The organism is Janthinobacterium rivuli, from assembly GCF_029690045.1.
Classification (GTDB): Bacteria; Pseudomonadota; Gammaproteobacteria; order Burkholderiales; family Burkholderiaceae_D; genus Janthinobacterium; species Janthinobacterium rivuli.
Window position 1 is genome coordinate 6013703 of record NZ_CP121464.1, and the last position, 17301, is coordinate 6031003.

At 61.8% G+C, this 17301-nt stretch carries 19 protein-coding genes; 6 read left to right on the forward strand and 13 right to left on the reverse strand.

From position 1 onward, the window contains the following. Positions 1 to 24: 24 nt before the first annotated feature. From pyk to P9875_RS27290, 4 genes are all read right to left on the reverse strand, one after another. The gene (gene pyk, locus P9875_RS27275; protein WP_035822495.1) at positions 25 to 1485 is read right to left on the reverse strand and encodes a pyruvate kinase; all 1461 of its coding nucleotides are present in this window, start codon (positions 1483 to 1485) and stop codon (positions 25 to 27) included. Positions 1486 to 1598: 113 nt separating this feature from the next. Beyond that, entirely contained in the window at positions 1599 to 2810 is a 1212-nt protein-coding gene (locus P9875_RS27280; protein WP_219308283.1) for a phosphoglycerate kinase, read from the reverse strand. Between the two features lie 80 nt (positions 2811 to 2890). Beyond that, complete coding sequence (locus tag P9875_RS27285) at positions 2891 to 3238, reverse strand: AzlD domain-containing protein (RefSeq protein WP_099401736.1); 348 nt, start codon at positions 3236 to 3238, stop codon at positions 2891 to 2893. Further along, positions 3231 to 3965 (reverse strand): AzlC family ABC transporter permease, encoded by a 735-nt coding sequence (locus tag P9875_RS27290; protein ID WP_035822502.1) that lies wholly within the window; start codon positions 3963 to 3965, stop codon positions 3231 to 3233. Before P9875_RS27290 ends, P9875_RS27285 begins: the two co-directional genes overlap by 8 nt. Before the next feature lie 258 nt (positions 3966 to 4223). Here P9875_RS27290 and P9875_RS27295 point away from each other — a divergent pair, with 258 nt between their 5' ends. The 4 genes from P9875_RS27295 (at position 4224) to P9875_RS27310 (ending at position 6526) form a co-directional block, all read left to right on the forward strand. Further along, positions 4224 to 4418, forward strand: a complete 195-nt coding sequence (locus P9875_RS27295) for a zinc-finger domain-containing protein (RefSeq protein ID WP_034780619.1) — start codon at positions 4224 to 4226, stop codon at positions 4416 to 4418. A 74-nt stretch (positions 4419 to 4492) separates the two neighbouring features. Continuing rightward, a complete protein-coding gene (locus tag P9875_RS27300) occupies positions 4493 to 4918 on the forward strand; it encodes a YybH family protein (RefSeq protein WP_034746103.1) in 426 nt (141 codons plus the stop codon). After that, positions 4918 to 5943 carry a YheT family hydrolase gene (locus P9875_RS27305; RefSeq protein ID WP_176388212.1) on the forward strand — a complete coding sequence of 342 codons (1026 nt, stop codon included), beginning with the start codon at positions 4918 to 4920 and terminating at the stop codon, positions 5941 to 5943. The genes P9875_RS27300 and P9875_RS27305 overlap by 1 nt, the downstream gene beginning before the upstream one ends. Beyond that, positions 5936 to 6526 carry a DUF2946 family protein gene (locus P9875_RS27310; RefSeq protein ID WP_278317148.1) on the forward strand — a complete coding sequence of 197 codons (591 nt, stop codon included), beginning with the start codon at positions 5936 to 5938 and terminating at the stop codon, positions 6524 to 6526. Before P9875_RS27305 ends, P9875_RS27310 begins: the two co-directional genes overlap by 8 nt. Before the next feature lie 3 nt (positions 6527 to 6529). Here P9875_RS27310 and P9875_RS27315 read toward each other — a convergent pair whose 3' ends face one another. Beyond that, entirely contained in the window at positions 6530 to 8119 is a 1590-nt protein-coding gene (locus P9875_RS27315) for a M48 family metalloprotease (protein WP_278318882.1), read from the reverse strand. Between the two features lie 153 nt (positions 8120 to 8272). On the opposite strand from P9875_RS27315, the gene moaC reads away from it, so the two are divergent. Further along, a complete protein-coding gene (gene moaC / locus P9875_RS27320; protein WP_034746095.1) occupies positions 8273 to 8779 on the forward strand; it encodes a cyclic pyranopterin monophosphate synthase MoaC in 507 nt (168 codons plus the stop codon). Here the strand turns inward: moaC and P9875_RS27325 are convergent, their stop codons facing one another. Further along, positions 8780 to 9160 (reverse strand): DUF6713 family protein, encoded by a 381-nt coding sequence (locus tag P9875_RS27325; protein ID WP_278317149.1) that lies wholly within the window; start codon positions 9158 to 9160, stop codon positions 8780 to 8782. Between the two features lie 163 nt (positions 9161 to 9323). Between P9875_RS27325 and P9875_RS27330 the strand changes: the two genes are divergently transcribed. Further along, complete coding sequence (locus P9875_RS27330; protein WP_099401741.1) at positions 9324 to 10046, forward strand: flagellar brake protein; 723 nt, start codon at positions 9324 to 9326, stop codon at positions 10044 to 10046. A 21-nt stretch (positions 10047 to 10067) separates the two neighbouring features. Here the strand turns inward: P9875_RS27330 and P9875_RS27335 are convergent, their stop codons facing one another. From P9875_RS27335 to recA, 7 genes are all read right to left on the reverse strand, one after another. After that, positions 10068 to 10532, reverse strand: coding sequence for a pilin (locus tag P9875_RS27335; RefSeq protein ID WP_099401742.1), 465 nt, complete (start codon positions 10530 to 10532; stop codon positions 10068 to 10070). A 212-nt stretch (positions 10533 to 10744) separates the two neighbouring features. Continuing rightward, positions 10745 to 11626 (reverse strand): succinate--CoA ligase subunit alpha, encoded by an 882-nt coding sequence (gene sucD, locus P9875_RS27340; RefSeq protein ID WP_034746085.1) that lies wholly within the window; start codon positions 11624 to 11626, stop codon positions 10745 to 10747. 13 nt (positions 11627 to 11639) lie between these two features. Beyond that, positions 11640 to 12809 carry an ADP-forming succinate--CoA ligase subunit beta gene (gene sucC, locus P9875_RS27345; RefSeq protein ID WP_034746081.1) on the reverse strand — a complete coding sequence of 390 codons (1170 nt, stop codon included), beginning with the start codon at positions 12807 to 12809 and terminating at the stop codon, positions 11640 to 11642. A gap of 72 nt (positions 12810 to 12881) precedes the next feature. Then, positions 12882 to 13373, reverse strand: coding sequence for a DUF2889 domain-containing protein (locus P9875_RS27350; protein WP_423221809.1), 492 nt, complete (start codon positions 13371 to 13373; stop codon positions 12882 to 12884). Positions 13374 to 13720: 347 nt separating this feature from the next. Beyond that, positions 13721 to 15259, reverse strand: coding sequence for a class I SAM-dependent methyltransferase (locus P9875_RS27355; protein ID WP_278317150.1), 1539 nt, complete (start codon positions 15257 to 15259; stop codon positions 13721 to 13723). A 148-nt stretch (positions 15260 to 15407) separates the two neighbouring features. Next, positions 15408 to 15863 (reverse strand): recombination regulator RecX, encoded by a 456-nt coding sequence (recX, locus tag P9875_RS27360; protein WP_278317151.1) that lies wholly within the window; start codon positions 15861 to 15863, stop codon positions 15408 to 15410. A gap of 203 nt (positions 15864 to 16066) precedes the next feature. Further along, entirely contained in the window at positions 16067 to 17170 is a 1104-nt protein-coding gene (gene recA / locus P9875_RS27365) for a recombinase RecA (RefSeq protein ID WP_034746069.1), read from the reverse strand. Positions 17171 to 17301 lie beyond the last annotated feature (131 nt).

The following is a 17301-nucleotide window of genomic DNA, read 5'->3' on the forward strand; positions in this document are numbered from 1 at the left end:
GCGGCGGCGCCTGAATTCTTTACATCAGATCAGCACTGCTTCGAGGTCGCCTACCTTGACAATTTTCAGGGCATTCGTGCCGCCCACCTGACCCATCGGTTCACCCCAGGTAACGACGATCATGTCGCCCTTGCGGACGATACCTTGTTCCACCAGCAAGTCTTCCGCCTGCTTCAGCACTTGCGCGCTGGGGGCGTTCTGCATCAGATGATACGCCCGAACATTGCGGTACAGCGCGGCTTTGCGCAAAGTCGTCACGCTGGGCGTGAGCGCGTAGATCGGCGTGTCGATACTGTGGCGGCTCATCCACAAGGCGGTGGAACCGGATTCCGTCAGCGCCACGATGGCTTTGACGCGCAAATGGTGGGCCGTAAACAGCGCGCCGTAGGCGATCGACTGGTCGATGCGGGTAAACGTGACGTTGAGGAAATCGGCGTCGAGCTTGTTGTATTCGGACTGTTCCGCTTCCACGCAGATGGCGGCCATCATTTCCACCGTCTCGATCGGGTACTTGCCCGAGGCCGTTTCGGCCGACGTCATGACGGCGTCCGTGCCGTCGAGCACGGCATTGGCCACGTCGGACACTTCCGCGCGGGTTGGCACGGCATTGACGATCATCGATTCCATCATCTGCGTGGCCGTGATCGCCAGCTTGTTCGATGCGCGCGCCATCTTGATCATGCGTTTCTGCAAGGCTGGCACGGCCGCATTGCCCACCTCGACGGCCAGGTCGCCACGGGCCACCATGATGCCGTCGGAAGCGTCGAGAATTTCCTGCAGGGCAGGAATGGCTTCCGCGCGCTCGATCTTGGCGATCATCATCGGCTTGTGGTGGTAAGGCTCGCCGGCGATATTGGCCAGCTGACGCGCCATTTCCATGTCGGTCGCGCATTTCGGGAAGGAAATGGCCAGATAGTCGGCCTGGAAACTCATGGCCGTCTTGATATCTTCCATATCCTTGGCCGTCAGCGCGGGCGCGGACAGGCCGCCGCCCTGGCGGTTGATGCCCTTGTTGTTCGACAACTCGCCGCCGATCTTGACGGTGGTGTGAATTTCGCTGCCGTGGATGCGCTCGACGATCAGCACGATCAGGCCGTCGTTCAGCAGCAGCACATCGCCCTTGTGCAAGTCGCGCGGCAAGGCCTTGTAGTCGAGGCCGACACGCTCCTGGTTGCCCAGTTCGCCATTCTCGCCCCACTTGGCGTCGAGGATGAAGCGCTCGCCCGCCTCCAGCTGGATACGGGTGTTTTCAAACTTGCCGACGCGAATCTTCGGCCCTTGCATGTCGGCCATGATGGCCACTTCGCGGCCGCACTCGGCCGCCGCCAGGCGCACCAGCGCCGCGCGGTCGATATGGTCTTGCGCCTTGCCGTGGGAAAAATTCAAGCGCACCACGTCGACGCCCGCGCGTATCATTTTCACCAGGATATCGAAGTCGGTGGAAGCGGGGCCGATTGTTGCTACGATTTTTGTACCGCGTGGCATAGGAGTCCTTGTGCGCGAGCGAAGGTGAGCAAGACCTGGCGGCTATGCCGCCCGGCAAGGTAAAAGCGCAGCGATCAGGCTGCGCTTGGTACTGAACGGCTAACGGCAGCGCCTCAAGCGGCGCGCTGCATGAGGATCTCGACGGCTGGCAAAGTCTTGCCTTCCAGGAACTCCAGGAAAGCGCCGCCGCCGGTCGAGATATAGCTGATTTTATCGGTAATGTCGTATTTGGCAATCGCCGCCAGGGTGTCGCCACCGCCGGCAATCGAGAAAGCTTTCGACTCGGCAATGGCCAGGGCCAGAGTCTTGGTGCCGTTGCCGAACTGGTCGAATTCGAACACGCCGACCGGGCCGTTCCACACGATGGTGCCGGCCGCGGCGATTTGCTGCGCCAGCAGGGCCGCCGTTTTCGGGCCGATATCGAGGATCATGTCGTCGTCCGCCACGTCGGCCACGTCCTTGACGGTGGCAACGGCCGTAGGCGAGAATTCCTTGGCGCACACGACATCGACAGGAATCGGCACTTGCGCGCCGCGCTTGGCCATGATCTCGATGATGGCCTTGGCTTCCTCGACGAGTTCCGCTTCCACCAGCGACTTGCCGACATTCAAGCCGACGGCTTTCATGAAGGTGTTGGCGATGCCGCCGCCGACGATCAGGTTATCGACCTTGTCGGACAGGGCTTTCAAAATGGTCAGCTTGCTCGATACTTTCGAACCAGCAACGATGGCCAGCAATGGGCGGGCTGGGGCGTGCAAGGCTTTCCCCAGTGCATCGAGTTCGGCGGCCAGCAGCGGACCGGCGCAGGCGACGGGGGCGAACTTGGCGATGCCGTGCGTGGACGCTTCCGCGCGGTGGGCCGTGCCGAACGCGTCATTGACGTAGATATCGCACAGCTTGGCCATTTTCTGCGCCAGCTCATCGCTGTTTTTCTTTTCGCCCTTGTTGACGCGCACGTTTTCCAGCAGGACGACCTGGCCGGCAGCCAGCGATTCCAGGCCGGCGCCATCGACCCAATTTTGTTTCAGTGCAACTTCCTGGCCCAGCAGCTCGGACAGGCGGGCGGCCACGGGCGCCAGGCTGTCGGCAGGCTTGAACTCGCCTTCCGTCGGACGGCCCAGGTGCGACGTCACCATAACAAAGGCGCCAGCGTCGAGGGCGGCGCGGATGGCCGGCACCGAGGCGCGGATGCGCGTATCTTCGGTGATCTTGCCACTGTCATCTTGCGGGACATTCAGGTCGGCGCGGATAAACACGCGCTTGCCTTGCAGTGCATTTTGGGCGATCAAATCTTGCAGACGGATGAAGTTGAGAACAGCTGACATGGCGATCCAGATGACGAGTGGAAGGAAGTGCGCTATTTTACCGCAATGACCAGAGCAAATCCCCGATTTGTCCTGCTTTACTAAAAAACGTGCAACAGTCGCAAGCCCGTGAAAACCAGCATGCCGAAGACGATGGTTTGCAGCATATTGCGGCGGATCACGAAAAAGAGCGTGGCGGCAATCCCCGACAAGAGTTTCAAATTCGACAATTCCAAGTGTACTTGCTGCCCCTCCATCAGCAGGTCGGGCGCGATGATGGCCGCCAGCGCGCAGGCCGGCGCATAGCGCAGCATCTCGCCCACGCGGCGCGGAATGGTGATGTGGTGGCCGATCAGCCAAAAGGTGCTGCGCGTGGCGGCCGTGGCCACCACCAGCACAGCGATGGCGATCCACACGTCGCTCCCGCCCAGGTCGATGCCGTCAAACATGGCGTTTTGTCCATTTCTCGGTCAATTCTTCCACGGCCATGGCGCTGACCATGCCCACCACGACGGCCACCAGCAAGCCCAGCTTGTACGGCAGGCTGAAGGCCAGCACGGCCACCGCGCCCGCCACCAGCACGCCGCACAGGGCGGCGCGGCTGAGAATCAGCGGCACCGTCACGCACAGGATCGCCAGGGTGCCCGCAAAACCCAGCCCCCATTCGGCCGGCACGACGGCGCCCAGCACGATGCCGATGAAGGAACCGATTTGCCAGGCCAGCCAGTTGGGGTAAATCAAGCCTTTCAGGAAGGGCAGCTTGGCCGGGTCCGGTGTTTCATGGGGATAGCGCTGCAGGAACAGGCCCACCGTGATGTCGCCCGCCACATAGCCGAGCGCAAAGCGCTGGCGCCACGGCAAATGGGAAAAATGCGGGGCCAGCAGCACGGAAAAGATGACAAAACGCAAATTGACGACGAGGGCCGTGGCGAAGATCACCCACACGGGCGCCTGCGCGGCCAGCAGGGGTAAAGATGCGAGCTGGGCCGAGCCGGCGAAGACAAACAGGGTCATGGCCCCCGCCTGCGCGACAGTCAGGCCGCTTTTCACCATGGCCACGCCCACCACCATACCCCAGGCGGCGATGCCCAGCAGGGTGGGCGCACCCAGGTTCAGGCCGGCGCGCCAGGCGTCTTTCAGCAGGGCGTCGTCCTTGGCGGCCGGGACGGCGTTCACGCGGCGCTCCGGCCGAGGTAGTGTGGTAACTGCACAACAATGGTGCGCGGGGCGCATGGGCGCAACGGTAATACCGGCAAGGCAAATCCAGTCAGTGTGGCGCTGCAGCTGCCATATTTCCGCAAAAACCCGCGCTGCAGCCGAAGATGATCAAGGCGACATTTTAGCCATGATTTTTGCTGTCTGCCTGAATCCGTTAAAATCGTGCTTTTGGCAGCAGCCGACTTCCTTCCATACAGCCTCACGGAGCATGACAAGATGACAAAAACCACCCAGCCAGCGGTCGAACTCGACAGTAAAGACTTGCCAGCCCACTGCCCTAACCCGGCCATGCCATTGTGGTCGTCGCATCCGCGTGTGTTCCTGGAATTCAACAAGGACGGTATCGCCAAGTGCCCTTACTGCGGCACGGCCTACACCCTGAAGGAAGGCGCCAGCGCCGGCCACCATTAAACTGCCCAGCGGCGCGCCCCCAGCGCGCCGTTTTCATTTGCACACTTAGCTGTACCGATCAAGCCGGAGTCGTCATGAAACGTCTGAAAGAACTCAATGGCAGCGCCGCCGAAGTCGAAGCGGCGTTCTACGATGCCTTGCACCGCGCCGACCTCGAAGCGCTGATGGCGCTATGGGCCGACGATGAAGAGATCGTCTGCATCCACCCGGGCGGCGCGCGCCTGATCGGCCACGCCGCCATCCGCGCCTCGTGGGAAACCATCCTGGCCGGCGGCGGTCTGCATATCGTGCCGGCGCAGCTGCATGAAACGCACAATCTGATGAGCTCGGTGCACACGGTCATCGAAGGCGTGACCCAGGAGGAAGGCGGCCCGGCGCACCTGCTGGCCACGAATGTGTACGTGAAAACGCCGCGCGGCTGGCGCATCGTCTTGCATCACGCCTCCATCGCCCCCGGCGGCGCACCGGCCGATGCCGCGGGGACACAGATCCTGCACTGATGGCTTTATCTCTTTCTTACACCGCCCCGCTGTGGCTGCCTGGCGGCCACGCGCAAACGATTTATCCGGCCGTGTGCCTTGCCAAGCCGGCCGTGGCCTTCCGCCGCGAACGCTGGCAAGCGCCCGATGGCGATTTCGTCGACGTCGACCTGGTCGACGGCCAACCGGGCCAGCCCTTCGTGGTGCTGTTCCACGGCCTGGAAGGCTCGTCGAACAGCCATTACGCGCGCGCGCTGATGGCCGAGGTGGCCGCGCGCGGCTGGTCCGGCGCCGTGCCGCATTTTCGCGGCTGCTCGGGCGAAGCCAACCTGGCCCCACGTTTCTACCATTCTGGCGATGCGCAGGAAGTGGACTGGATCGTGCAGCGCCTGCGCCCGCGCGCCACCGGTAAATTTTACGCGGCCGGCGTCTCGCTGGGCGGCAACGCCCTGCTGTGCTGGCTGGGCCAGTCGCAGCACCAGGCCGATTTCATCGATGCGGCCGCGGCCGTATCGGCCCCGCTGGACCTGGCGCAAGGGGGCAAGGCCCTGTCTTCGGGCGCCAACCGGCTCTACACGCGCATGTTCCTGAATACCTTGAAACCGAAATGCCTGGCCAAGCTGGAACAGTTCCCCGGCCTGTTCGCGCGCGACGCCATGCTGGCCGCGCGCGACTTGCACGCCTTCGACAATGTCGTCACGGCCCCCCTGCACGGCTACCGCGACGCCGACGATTACTGGCACCGCGCCAGCGCCAAGCACGTCTTGCACGACATCACCGTGCCGACCCTGGTACTGAATGCGCAAAATGATCCTTTCCTGCCCGGACGCTTCCTGCCGCGCAGCGCCGCGCCGAACGTCACGCTCGAGTATCCGCGCCACGGCGGCCACGTCGGCTTTGCCGCCGGCAAGTTGCCGGGAAGCACACGCTGGCTGCCGCAACGGCTGCTCTCCTTTTTTGAAAACGGCAACATGGCGCCGTCTGTGTCGCAAAGCTGGCACGCTGGCGGTGCGCCCACTCACATGGAAAACGCTACACATGGATGAACTCGTCAAGCAAGCCCTGGCCAAATGGCCGAACGTACCGCACTGCTACGGCTGGCTGGGCCTGGATGCGCGCGGCCACTGGCGCATGCGCGACCAGCAGGCGCAACAGCAACAACTGCCCGGCGACAAGATCGCCCATGTGGCCCTGCTGAGCTTTATCAACCGCAATTACGACCATGACGAACAGGGCTGCTGGTTTTTCCAGAATGGCCCGCAACGCGTCTACCTGAATCTGGAAGCGACGCCGTATATCGCCCGCAGCGACCCGCAGCACGGTTTTGTCTTGCAGACGGGCGCGCCGCTTGCGATCATCGAAGCAGCGTATCTGTGCGACAACGGCACGCTGATCCTGCGCCATGGCGACATCGTGGCGCAGGTGGATGACCGCGACATGGCCCAGGTGCTGGCGTCGCTGCGCCTCGATGGGCTAGCCTTGAGCGACGAGGCCCTGCTGGCGTGGCTGGAACATGCTCAAGGCAACTTGATGTTATTGCATGCCGGCAAAGAGATTGCCGTGCAACCGCTGGCCTATGCCAGCGTAGCGCAGACCTTCGGCTTCCAGCAGGCGCCGCAAGCCGAATAAAAGTCAGCCCTTCTGGTCCTTGATCTGTTCGCGGCGCTTTTCCTGCAATTCTCGCTCGCGCGCATCGATCACGGCCTGGTCATAAAAGGTCGCGTCCGTCGATTTGCGGGCGATCGTCAGCTGGTCCAGCGCGGCCATGGTGGCGCCCTGCAACACATAGGATTCGGCCAGCGCCATGTGCTGCAAGGTCATCTTGCCCTGGTCCGCATAGGCTTTCGCCAGTAAATCGTAGAGTTCCGGCTCTTCCTTGTAGAGCTGCACCTGCTCGCGCAAATACAGGGTCGATTGCTCCAGCTTGCCGGCAGCCATCAGCGCTTCCGCATACTGGTGGGCAATGCCGCGCGAGAGGGGAAACTGCTGGCGCGCAGCGTCCGCCGCCTTCAGGGCCTGTTGCGCCACTTCCGGCTTCTGCCCCGGCATCAACAGCACTTCCAGCCCCATCGCCGCCAGCAGGGAATTGGGTCCCTGCGTGCCACCCGACGTCAACACATTCGGCCCGACCGGCTGGTGCAGGGCCGCATTGGCCGCATCGAGTTCCTTTTGCGCCTCCGCCGGCTTGCCCTGCTTGACGGCGACAAAGGACAAGCCATAGTGGGCGGCCGTCACCTGGAAACGGCTTTGCTGTTCCAGCTGCGTCTTGAAGACGGCCTTGGCATTCAACAGGCCTTGCACGCTTTCATCCTGCAGCACGCGGGCACGGGCACGGGCCAGGTGGAAACTCAGGCTGTCCGCACGCTGCTTGTAGGGCTGCTCGCGGATGCGCGCCTGGATGTCGGCGATGCGTTCCGTCGTCAGCGGGTGGGTCTGCAGGTAGGCGGGCATCAGGTCGCTGTACGAACGGCTGGCCGCCTGCATGCGGCCGAAGAAGGCCACCATGCCGGTGGTATCAAAACCGGCTTCGCCCATGATCTGGAAACCGATGCGGTCGGCCTCGCGTTCGGCGTCGCGGCCGAAATTGAGCTGACGCTGGATGGCCAGGCCCTGGCCGGCGGCAAACACGCCCATGGCCACGTCACCACCCGCCCGGGAAGCGAGCGCCGCCAGCAGCATGGCGGCCAGCGGCATCAGGGCATCCTGGCGCTGCTGGCCTAGCATGCGGGCGATATGGCGCTGCGCCACGTGGCCGATCTCGTGCGACAGCACGGAAGCCAGTTCCGCCTCCGTTTGCGCTGCCAGCACCAGGGCCGAGTGCACGCCGATGAAGCCGCCGGGCAAGGCAAACGCGTTCAACTGGGGATCGCGCACGGCAAAGAAGAAATAATCGTAATTCGTTTCGCCGCGCACGCTGGGACGCGCCGCCACGAGGGCGTTGCCGAAGGTATTCAGGTATTCCAGCAAGGGCGCGTCATCGAGGTAGTCGCGGTCGCCGCGGATGCCGCGCATGATTTCCTCGCCGATCTTGCGCTCCATCGCCGGCGACAGGTCTTCGCGCGAGGTGTCACCCAGGTTCGGCAGGTTTGGCGCCGGCGGCACGGCCAGCGGCGTCCAGCTGCTCGCCGGCTTGGCCGCCGCGCTGGCGGCCGGCGCCGCAGGCGCGGAGGTATAGGTTTGCGCTAGCGCAGAAGGGGCAGCGCAGCACAGCGCGGCCAGCAGGGATGCACGCCATGGCTGGCGCAGCCATGCGGCGGCGGCGTTTTCAAGTACGGTCTGGAGGGGAGTTTTTGAATTCACGGGTGCTATCATACCTTGTTAGCGGCACCCATTCCCACGCGTGCCGCGCCCCACTCCTCACCTATTTTTGACGCCATGACAACAGCAGACAAGCAAGCCCCCGCCGGGGAATTGACCCATTTCGACGCCACGGGCCAGGCCCATATGGTCGACGTGGGCAGCAAGGAAGACACGCGCCGCAGCGCCGTGGCCGCCGGCACCATCCGCATGCAGCCCGCCACCCTGGCATTGATCATTTCGGGCAATGCAAAAAAAGGCGACGTGCTGGGCATCGCCCGCATCGCCGCCATCATGGGCGCCAAGCGTACCAGCGACCTGATTCCCCTGTGCCACCCGCTGGCCCTCACGCGCGTCACCGTCGATTTTGAAGTCGATGAAGCGGCCAACAGCGTGCACTGCCGCGCCCAGGTCGACACGACGGGCAAGACGGGCGTGGAAATGGAAGCGCTCACTTCCGTGCAAATCGGCTTGCTGACAATTTATGACATGTGCAAGGCCGTCGACCGGGGCATGGTCATGACGAATGTGCGCGTGCTGGAAAAGCATGGCGGCAAGTCGGGTGATTGGCACGCCGAGGTGTAATTATTTTGCCTGGCGCGCCAGCTGCTCCTGGAAGCGGCGCAAATCGTACACTAGCCAGGCGCCGCCGGACAGGCACAGCGCGATGATGGCCTTGGACAGCGGCAAGTGAAATTGCTCCTGTCCTGCCAGCGCAAAGCCGGTATGGATCAGGAAGGTGGCCACGCCCAGGCCCGCGCAGCAGCTCGCATAAAAAGGTGCCCGCGCGGTGGACAGCAACACGTGCTTGTAGCCCACCAGCACCAGGGCAATCGCCGCCAGGTTAAACACGAGAAAACCCTGCACGCCGCCAGGCAGATGGAACATCTCCCACTCTTTCCAGTAGGCAGCGTCGATTTGATGCAGGATGAGGGACAACATGGTCCAGAAGTAGCTGCGCGGCATAGGATTCACATTCGTCAATATTGAAGCAATTGTAAAGCCTGCACCGCGTGACGGCGCGTGCACCTGGCATTTTTCGATGCCAATATGAATTTCATTGATATAAATGCTTTTTCATCAAGAAATCATGCATACTGCGAGTCGTCCATATCCAGATGAGCATCGCATGACAAGCCAGCACCCCGCCGCGGAAACCAAGCTCCAGGACTTCGACTTCGAGGCCATGAATCTGCAGGTGGGTGGCCGCATCCAGTTCATCACGCACCGCACCATCAAACCCATCCAGCATTTCTCGACCCTGATCGGCTATGTGAAAGATGAGTACCTGATCGTCAAGATTCCCATGGAAAACGGCGCTTCCATCGTGCTCAACGAGGGCGACAAGCTGACCATCCGCGTGTTTTCCGGCGTCACCGTCTGTTCGTTTTCCTGCAGCGTGCTGCGCATCTTTGGCCGCCCGCTCAACTATGTGCACCTGAGCTTTCCGGACGCCATTCAGGGCACCAGCCTGCGCACGGCCATGCGCGTGAAAGTGGACATTCCGGCACAGCTGAGCTACCGTGACGTGGCGGCCGTGCCCGTGTTCATCGTCAACCTCAGCGTCTCGGGCGCGCTAATCGAGGCGCCCGGCATGCTCACGCCGGACGATGAGGGCGTGGCCCTGAGCTTTACCCTGCTGGTGCAGCCGAACAAGCACCAGATGCGCGTCAATACGCGCGCCCGCATCCAGAACGTCAGCGTGGGCAAGCCGTCGAACGGCCATGCCGCCGAGGTGGCGGAAATCTACACATATGGCGTGCAATTCATCGACCTGGAACCGACCCACTACACCCTGCTGCAAAACCTCACCTATGAAGCGCTGATCGCGGACCGGCAAAAAATCGTCTGATACCGGGCTGACAAGCGTCACCTAGAGCGTCGGCGTCACGTCGGGAATGTTGTTTTTGGTAATCGCTTCCTTCGCCGCCGGATTCGTCACGGTGGTGCTATTGAACCAGGTCAGACTGCTCGTGCCCGGCTTCATGGTCATCGTCACGGTTTGTCCACCGATACCGGTGCCCAGGTCGGCCGCCAGGGTCAGCACGATATCGCCCTTATTCACCGTGGCGCTGGCCACTTCGCGCGTGGCACTGAACACGGGAATGGCGCTGGGCACGGCCTGGGTGGGCGTGCTGCAGGCGGCCGCCTCGCCGCCGTTTTCCTGCACGCACAGGGCCACGGCCGTTTTTAACGGGGCAGCGGCCGCCAGCACATTGCTGACCTTGGCCCGCATCGTGTAGTCGCCATACTGGGGAATGGCCACGGCCGCCAGGATGCCGGCGATGGCCACCACGATCATCAGTTCTATCAGGGTAAATCCGCTTTGCGCGCGCATCGTATCCTCCCATGGTGCATTGCTCACGCCAGGTACGTTGCAAGCGCCATGCCAGCGGCGCGCCCGGGCAGCGGCGGCACGCATGGAAAGAAAAGCGACACATTTGGGCAGGTTCGGACCAGCATCGTCCGCCCAGGCCGGGAATCGGCCTGTCTTGCGGACAAAAAAAGGAGCCGAAGCTCCTTTTTTGTACTGCGGTAACCAGGCTGAAATTACAGCATGGCTTTCAGCAGACGCGCCATTTCCGACGGGTTTTTGGTCACGGTGATGCCGCAAGCTTCCATGATTTCCAGCTTGGCTTGTGCCGTATCGGCACCGCCCGAGATCAGCGCGCCGGCGTGGCCCATGCGCTTGCCTGGAGGAGCGGTCACGCCAGCGATGAAGCCGACGACCGGTTTTTTCATGTTGTCTTTGATCCAATAAGCCGCGTTGGCTTCGTCAGGACCGCCGATTTCGCCGATCATGATGACCGCGTCGGTATCTGGATCGTCATTGAACATCTTCATGATGTCGATGTGCTTCAGACCGTTGATCGGGTCGCCGCCGATGCCGACTGCCGACGATTGGCCCAGGCCCAGTGCGGTCAGCTGACCCACTGCTTCATAGGTCAGGGTGCCCGAACGCGACACCACGCCGATACGGCCCTTCTTGTGGATGTGACCTGGCATGATGCCGATCTTGATTTCGTCTGGCGTGATCAGGCCTGGGCAGTTAGGGCCCAGCAGCAAGGTTTTGCTGTTGGCTTTGGCCATGCGGTCTTTCAGAGCCATCATGTCGCGGACAGGAATGCCTTCGGTGATGCAAATGGCCAGATCCATTTCAGCTTCGACAGCTTCCCAGATCGCCGCTGCCGCGCCTGCTGGCGGTACGTAGATCACGGAAACGTTGGCGCCGGTTTCTTTTTTCGCTTCGGTCACGTTAGCGAAAATAGGAATGCCTTCGAAATCTTCGCCGGCTTTCTTCGGGTTCACGCCTGCCACGAAGGCAGCTTTGCCGTTCGCGTAGTCGCGGCAACCGCGGGTGTGGAACTGGCCGGTCTTGCCGGTGATCCCTTGGGTAACGACTTTGGTATCTTTATTGATCAGAATGGACATGTTGATTCCTTAATTAAGCTTGACCGGCAGCAGCGGCAACGACGCTCTTGGCTGCATCTTCCATGGTGTCGGCTGCGATGATAGGCAGACCGGAATCGGCCAGCATCTTTTTGCCCAGGTCTTCGTTGGTGCCCTTCATGCGCACGACCAGTGGCACGTTCAGCGAGACGGCTTTCACTGCGGCGATGACGCCTTCAGCGATCACGTCGCAACGCATGATGCCGCCGAAAATGTTCACCAGGATGGCTTTCAGGCCTGGGTTTTTCAGCATGATCTTGAACGCTTCGGTGACTTTTTCCGCCGTGGCGCCGCCGCCGACGTCCAGGAAGTTGGCTGGCTCGCCGCCGAACAGTTTAATCGTGTCCATGGTGGCCATGGCCAGGCCGGCGCCGTTCACCAGGCAACCGATGTTGCCGTCGAGCGAAATGTAGGCCAGGTCGAATTTCGACGCTTCGATTTCAGCTGGATCTTCTTCGTCCAGATCGCGCAGGGCGACGATTTCCGGATGACGGAACAGGGCGTTCGGGTCAAAGTTGAACTTGGCGTCCAGAGCGATGACTTTGCCGCTGCCGGTAACGATCAGCGGGTTGATCTCGGCCAGCGAGCAGTCGGTTTCCCAGTATGCTTTGTACAGGCCTTGCAGGTTGACGCGCGCGTCGGCGATGGAGCCGGCAGGCACGCCGATTTTGGCGGCGATGTCGTCTGCCTGGGCATCGGTCAGGCCGGTGCCTGGATCGATGGTGACGTGGTGGATCTTCTCAGGGTGGCTCTCGGCCACCTCTTCGATGTCCATGCCGCCTTCGGACGACGCCATCAGGACGATTTTCTGGGTAACGCGGTCGGTGACCAGCGAAACGTACAGTTCTTGTTTGATGTCGGCGCCTTCTTCCACCAGCAGGCGGTTGACTTTCTGGCCTTCGGCGCTGGTCTGATGCGTGATCAGCTGCATGCCCATGATCTGGTCAGCGTATTCCTTGACTTGCTCGATCGATTTTGCCACTTTCACGCCGCCGCCCTTGCCGCGGCCACCTGCGTGGATCTGTGCCTTGACGACCCACACCGGGCCGCCCAGGGTTTCCGCAGCCTTGACTGCCTCTTCGACGGACATGCACGGGATACCGCGTGGTACCGTCACTCCGTGCTGCCGGAGGATTTCTTTGGCTTGATACTCATGGATTTTCATGCTGGCTTCCCTTCTGATACTGATGTGTAAAAATACGGTTAGTGGTGCAAAAAAAACAGGAAAGCGCCGGGATCACGGCTTGGCTACCCAGCGCGGGTAATACTGTGCCACCGCCCCGCCATCGGTGCGCAGGGCGTGGCATTTGTCGAGTTGAAACGGCTTTTCATGCGATAAGTCAGCATTCGCACCGTCGCGGGTCGACCAGACATCGCCGGCAAATGCCTGAACCGTCGCAGTCGGCAAGACTTGCGCCAGTTCGGTCAAATGGGTACAGCCAGCGATTCCCGCCAGGCGCTGTTTCAAGTCGCGGCGGAAATTCTTCAATAAATTCAGACCGATCAAGGCCCGGTAAGCGGGGCCGATGGTATCGCAAAAACCGGGATAGGGCACGGCATCGGAGGCAGCTTCGGCCTCGACAATGGTCAGTTCGCGATCGACGGTAATGCGTAAATGGAGGTCATGCAGAGGAGCGCCGGCGGGACGGGGGCCCGAGGCCAGGGTCGCGTCATAGCTTTTGATATCGGTGATACGGGCGTCAATATCCCACAGGCCGTCGTCGCGCACATACGCTTGGACGTCGATAACGCGGGAGTGCCGTAGGGCGCGCCGGGATACGGGAGTTGACAGGGGCATAAGACCGATGCCGCTTGCGCGGCCATAATTAGTAAGCAGCCATGTGCATAAAGCACGCCGTTCGCAGCTTCTACGAACAGCAACCGCACCTGCGGCGCCGCAAAAACCCTAAAAGTGTAGCACACAGGGCGCTAGTTGCGCCGCAACATAATTATTTATTGGTCTGGCCGCCCGCCGCAAATCATCAATGAAAATCACAAAATGAATGACAAACATTCACAATTTAAATAACTCGGAAGCAGGTCGGCAGGCACCGGCAAGCTGGCCGGCGCCGCGCCTCAGTCTGTCACGCCCAGTATGCGCAAAATGGGCAAGTTACGCGCAGCGAAATGCTGTGCGTGCGCCAGCAGTTCGGCCAGGTTTTCCTCTTCCGTCAACAAGGGCTGCCCGTCCTTCGTCACCAACTGGTTCAGGCGCAGCAACACCGGCCACGTCGCGCGCACCCATTCTTGCGGCGTTGAACAACCTTGCAGTTTCGCCCACAGGAAGAGCTGTTGTAAATGCGGTACAGCCACGCCGCTGCCCGTCAGGGGACTGGCGAGGATGTTCAAATCGGTTCTTGCCAGCGCCTGTTCCAGCAGGTGCGCATTCAGGCGCGCCGTCTGCGGCCGCGCCACGGCGATGTCGGCCTCGTCCTGGACAGCCAGCACGTTACCCTTGCTGACCAGCACCAGCATGATCTGCAGCAAGGCGGCCAGCTTGGCTTCGCTGCCCGCCAGTTGCTGCTCCAGCTCGCCTATCGTATAGACGCGATGGTCGGCCATGGCATCGAGCACGGGCGCATACACGCGCTCATCCATATCGGCGTCGCCCAGCACGCCATGCACGCTCAACACCACTTCGTCGCGCGGCACGGCCAGCATCACGCGCACGGCCCGCAAGGCGCTGGCCTGGGCGAGCGGCGTCAGCCTGCGCGCGCCCTTGACCCAGTAATCCTTGCGGAACTGCTCGTTGACGAGGAAGGCGCGCGTCGTCTCGCGGAAGGTGGGATCGGGTATCTCGGCCAGGAATTGCTGGTGCTCGGCCGTCAGGTTCAGCATGTCGACCAGAGCGGTATAGGTGGCGGACGCGGCAAACTCGAGCTTGGCTTCGCCCAGCATGGCCGCGACGCTGGAAAAGGCCATCGGCTGCCAGTCGGCATTGAAATACTCATGGGCAAGATAATGTCCATCCATCGCCTTGAGCTTGTCGATGCGGTCCGCCAGGAGCGGGTTGGCCTCCAGGAAGCGCGGTTGCGCGGCAATCATCCTGTCGACGAAATCGATGGCGCCAGCGACTCTGTCCAGCACGCCCTGGCCCGGGGCACTCATGACGCGACTATGTTCGGCCATCAGGTCGCGCATCGGCATCATGGCGGCCCAGCCTGGCTGCGTGTTGTAACTGATGAAGACGACACCGCCGACTTTCAGCTTGCGCCGCAGGAAGTCGACGATCAGCGCGCGATTGTCCGCCGAGACCCAGCTCCAGATCCCGTGCAGGCAGATGAAGTCGAAATCGGGCAAGTCGTCGCGGCGGCAAAACTGCGCGAACGATTCGTCCGTGAACTGCGCGCCGGCGCCGGCCGCGCTGGCCAGCTCCTGCGCAAAGGCGGCCTGGGAAGGATTGAAATCATTGCCATGCCAGCGCGTGGCGGACGCCGCCGCATGGATGTTGGCGCTGATGCCCTGGCCAAAGCCCAGCTCGCAAGCCGTGCCGCTGGCCGGCAAGGCAAGGCCGGCGGCCAGCAGGGGCAGCCGCAGGCGCAAGGGATTCAATTCTTCGTAATAGCCATAGGTATAAGCGATTTCGGCCATATAGCCGGCATTCCAGTTGCTCATCTTGCATCCTGTCATGATCAGTGGTGCCGCGCGCATCGCACAGCGTTCGAGCGCCAGCATACCCGATCGCGCGGCGTCGCCATACGGGAAACAGACGGCGTTTGAGAGCGCAGTTCATGGCGGCACGGCGGGGCCGCCATGAACTGCCTTATTCCTCGTCGGGATTCAGCCCCTTCAGGGCCACCTGCACGGCGCGCTGCGAAAAGCCGCGCTGCATCAAAAAACGCATCTGCTTGTTGCGCTGCTCGGCATCCTGCGCCACTTCACCAAATTTGCGGCGCCACACTTCGCACGCGCGCGCGGTCTCGCCTTCCGCCAGGCCCGCCTTGAGTTCCTGCAGCGCCTCGCCACCGATGCCATGGCTTTGCAACTCCGCCATGATGCGGCTGTTGCCGAAACGGGCCGAGCGGCGGTGGATCAGCGACTCGGAAAAGCGCTCCTGCGACAGCCAGTTGGCTTGCTCCAGGCTGTCGAGCAAGGCTTCCACGTCATCGCCCTCCTGCGCATGGCGCTGCAGCTTGCGCCGCAATTCCATGCGGCTATGCTCGCGCATCGACAGAAAGCGGAGCGCCCTGCCCTTCAGGCTTAGTTGTACTGCGGCCATACACCCACCTTGTCTTTCATTCCACGATCACATCACCCAAACACAATCGCCGCCCGGCGCAACAGCGCGGGACGGCGATCATGGTCCTACCTTGCAGCAAGCCATGCGTAGCTCGGATCAGGCCCATTGGGCCGTCATCCGACAACATTGTTGGCGTCTGTGGTGTTGTCGGATTACGCGCGGCTTTGCCGCGCTCATCCGACCTACTCTGGCTTGGCTTCCGCAGCCTTGGCAGCCTTGTCGGCGGCTTTATCGGCTTTTTCCGGCTTTTCAGCAGCCAGCGGCGGCAGTTCGCGCACGCCCAGCGACGCGCGGACCTTGTTTTCGATTTCGCGGGCCAGCGCCGGACGCTCTTGCAGGAAGGCGCGGGCGTTGTCCTTGCCCTGGCCGATGCGTTCGCCGTTGTAGCTGTACCACGAACCGGATTTTTCCACGATCTTGGCATCCGAACCCAGGTCCAGGATTTCGCCTTCGCGCGAGGTGCCGGCGCCGTACAGGATGTCGAAGTGCGCTTCCTTGAACGGTGGCGCGATCTTGTTCTTGACGACCTTGACCTTGGTTTCGTTACCGATCACTTCATCGCCGGACTTGATCGAGCCGGTGCGGCGGATATCCAGGCGCACGGAGGCGTAGAATTTCAGGGCGTTACCGCCGGTGGTCGTTTCCGGGCTGCCGAACATCACGCCGATCTTCATGCGGATCTGGTTGATGAAGATGACCAGGGTATTCGTGCGGTTGATGGAACCGGTCAGCTTGCGCAGGGCTTGCGACATCAGACGCGCTTGCAGGCCTGGCAGGGAATCGCCCATGTCGCCTTCGATCTCGGCGCGTGGCGTCAGTGCGGCCACGGAGTCGATGACGACGAGGTCGACACTGCCCGAACGCACGAGGGCGTCGCAGATTTCCAGCGCCTGCTCGCCCGTGTCCGGTTGCGAGATCAGCAATTCATGCAGGTTCACGCCCAGCTTTTGCGCGTAACCGACGTCGAGCGCGTGCTCGGCATCGATAAAGGCGCAAGTGCCGCCCAGTTTTTGCATTTCGGCGATGGTTTGCAGGGTCAGGGTGGTTTTACCCGACGATTCCGGACCGTAGATCTCCACCACGCGGCCGCGCGGCAAGCCGCCCACGCCCAGGGCGATATCGAGGCCGAGCGAACCGGTCGACACGACTTGCACTTCTTCGATCGGTGCGCTGGCATCCATGCGCATGACCGAACCTTTGCCAAACTGCTTCTCGATCTGCGCCAGTGCGGCGGCGAGCGCCTTGGCTTTTTCCGATGCGGGTACTACAGCTTTTTTATCGTCCATATGTTCTTTCAGCCGTTCTACAGGTGCGGATTCACGTGACGCATCTACGTGAACCGTGCAGCCTGCGATAGCGCCAGTGGGTTAAATTCTTTACACAGACAGTACTGTATAAAAAAACAGTGATCAATGCA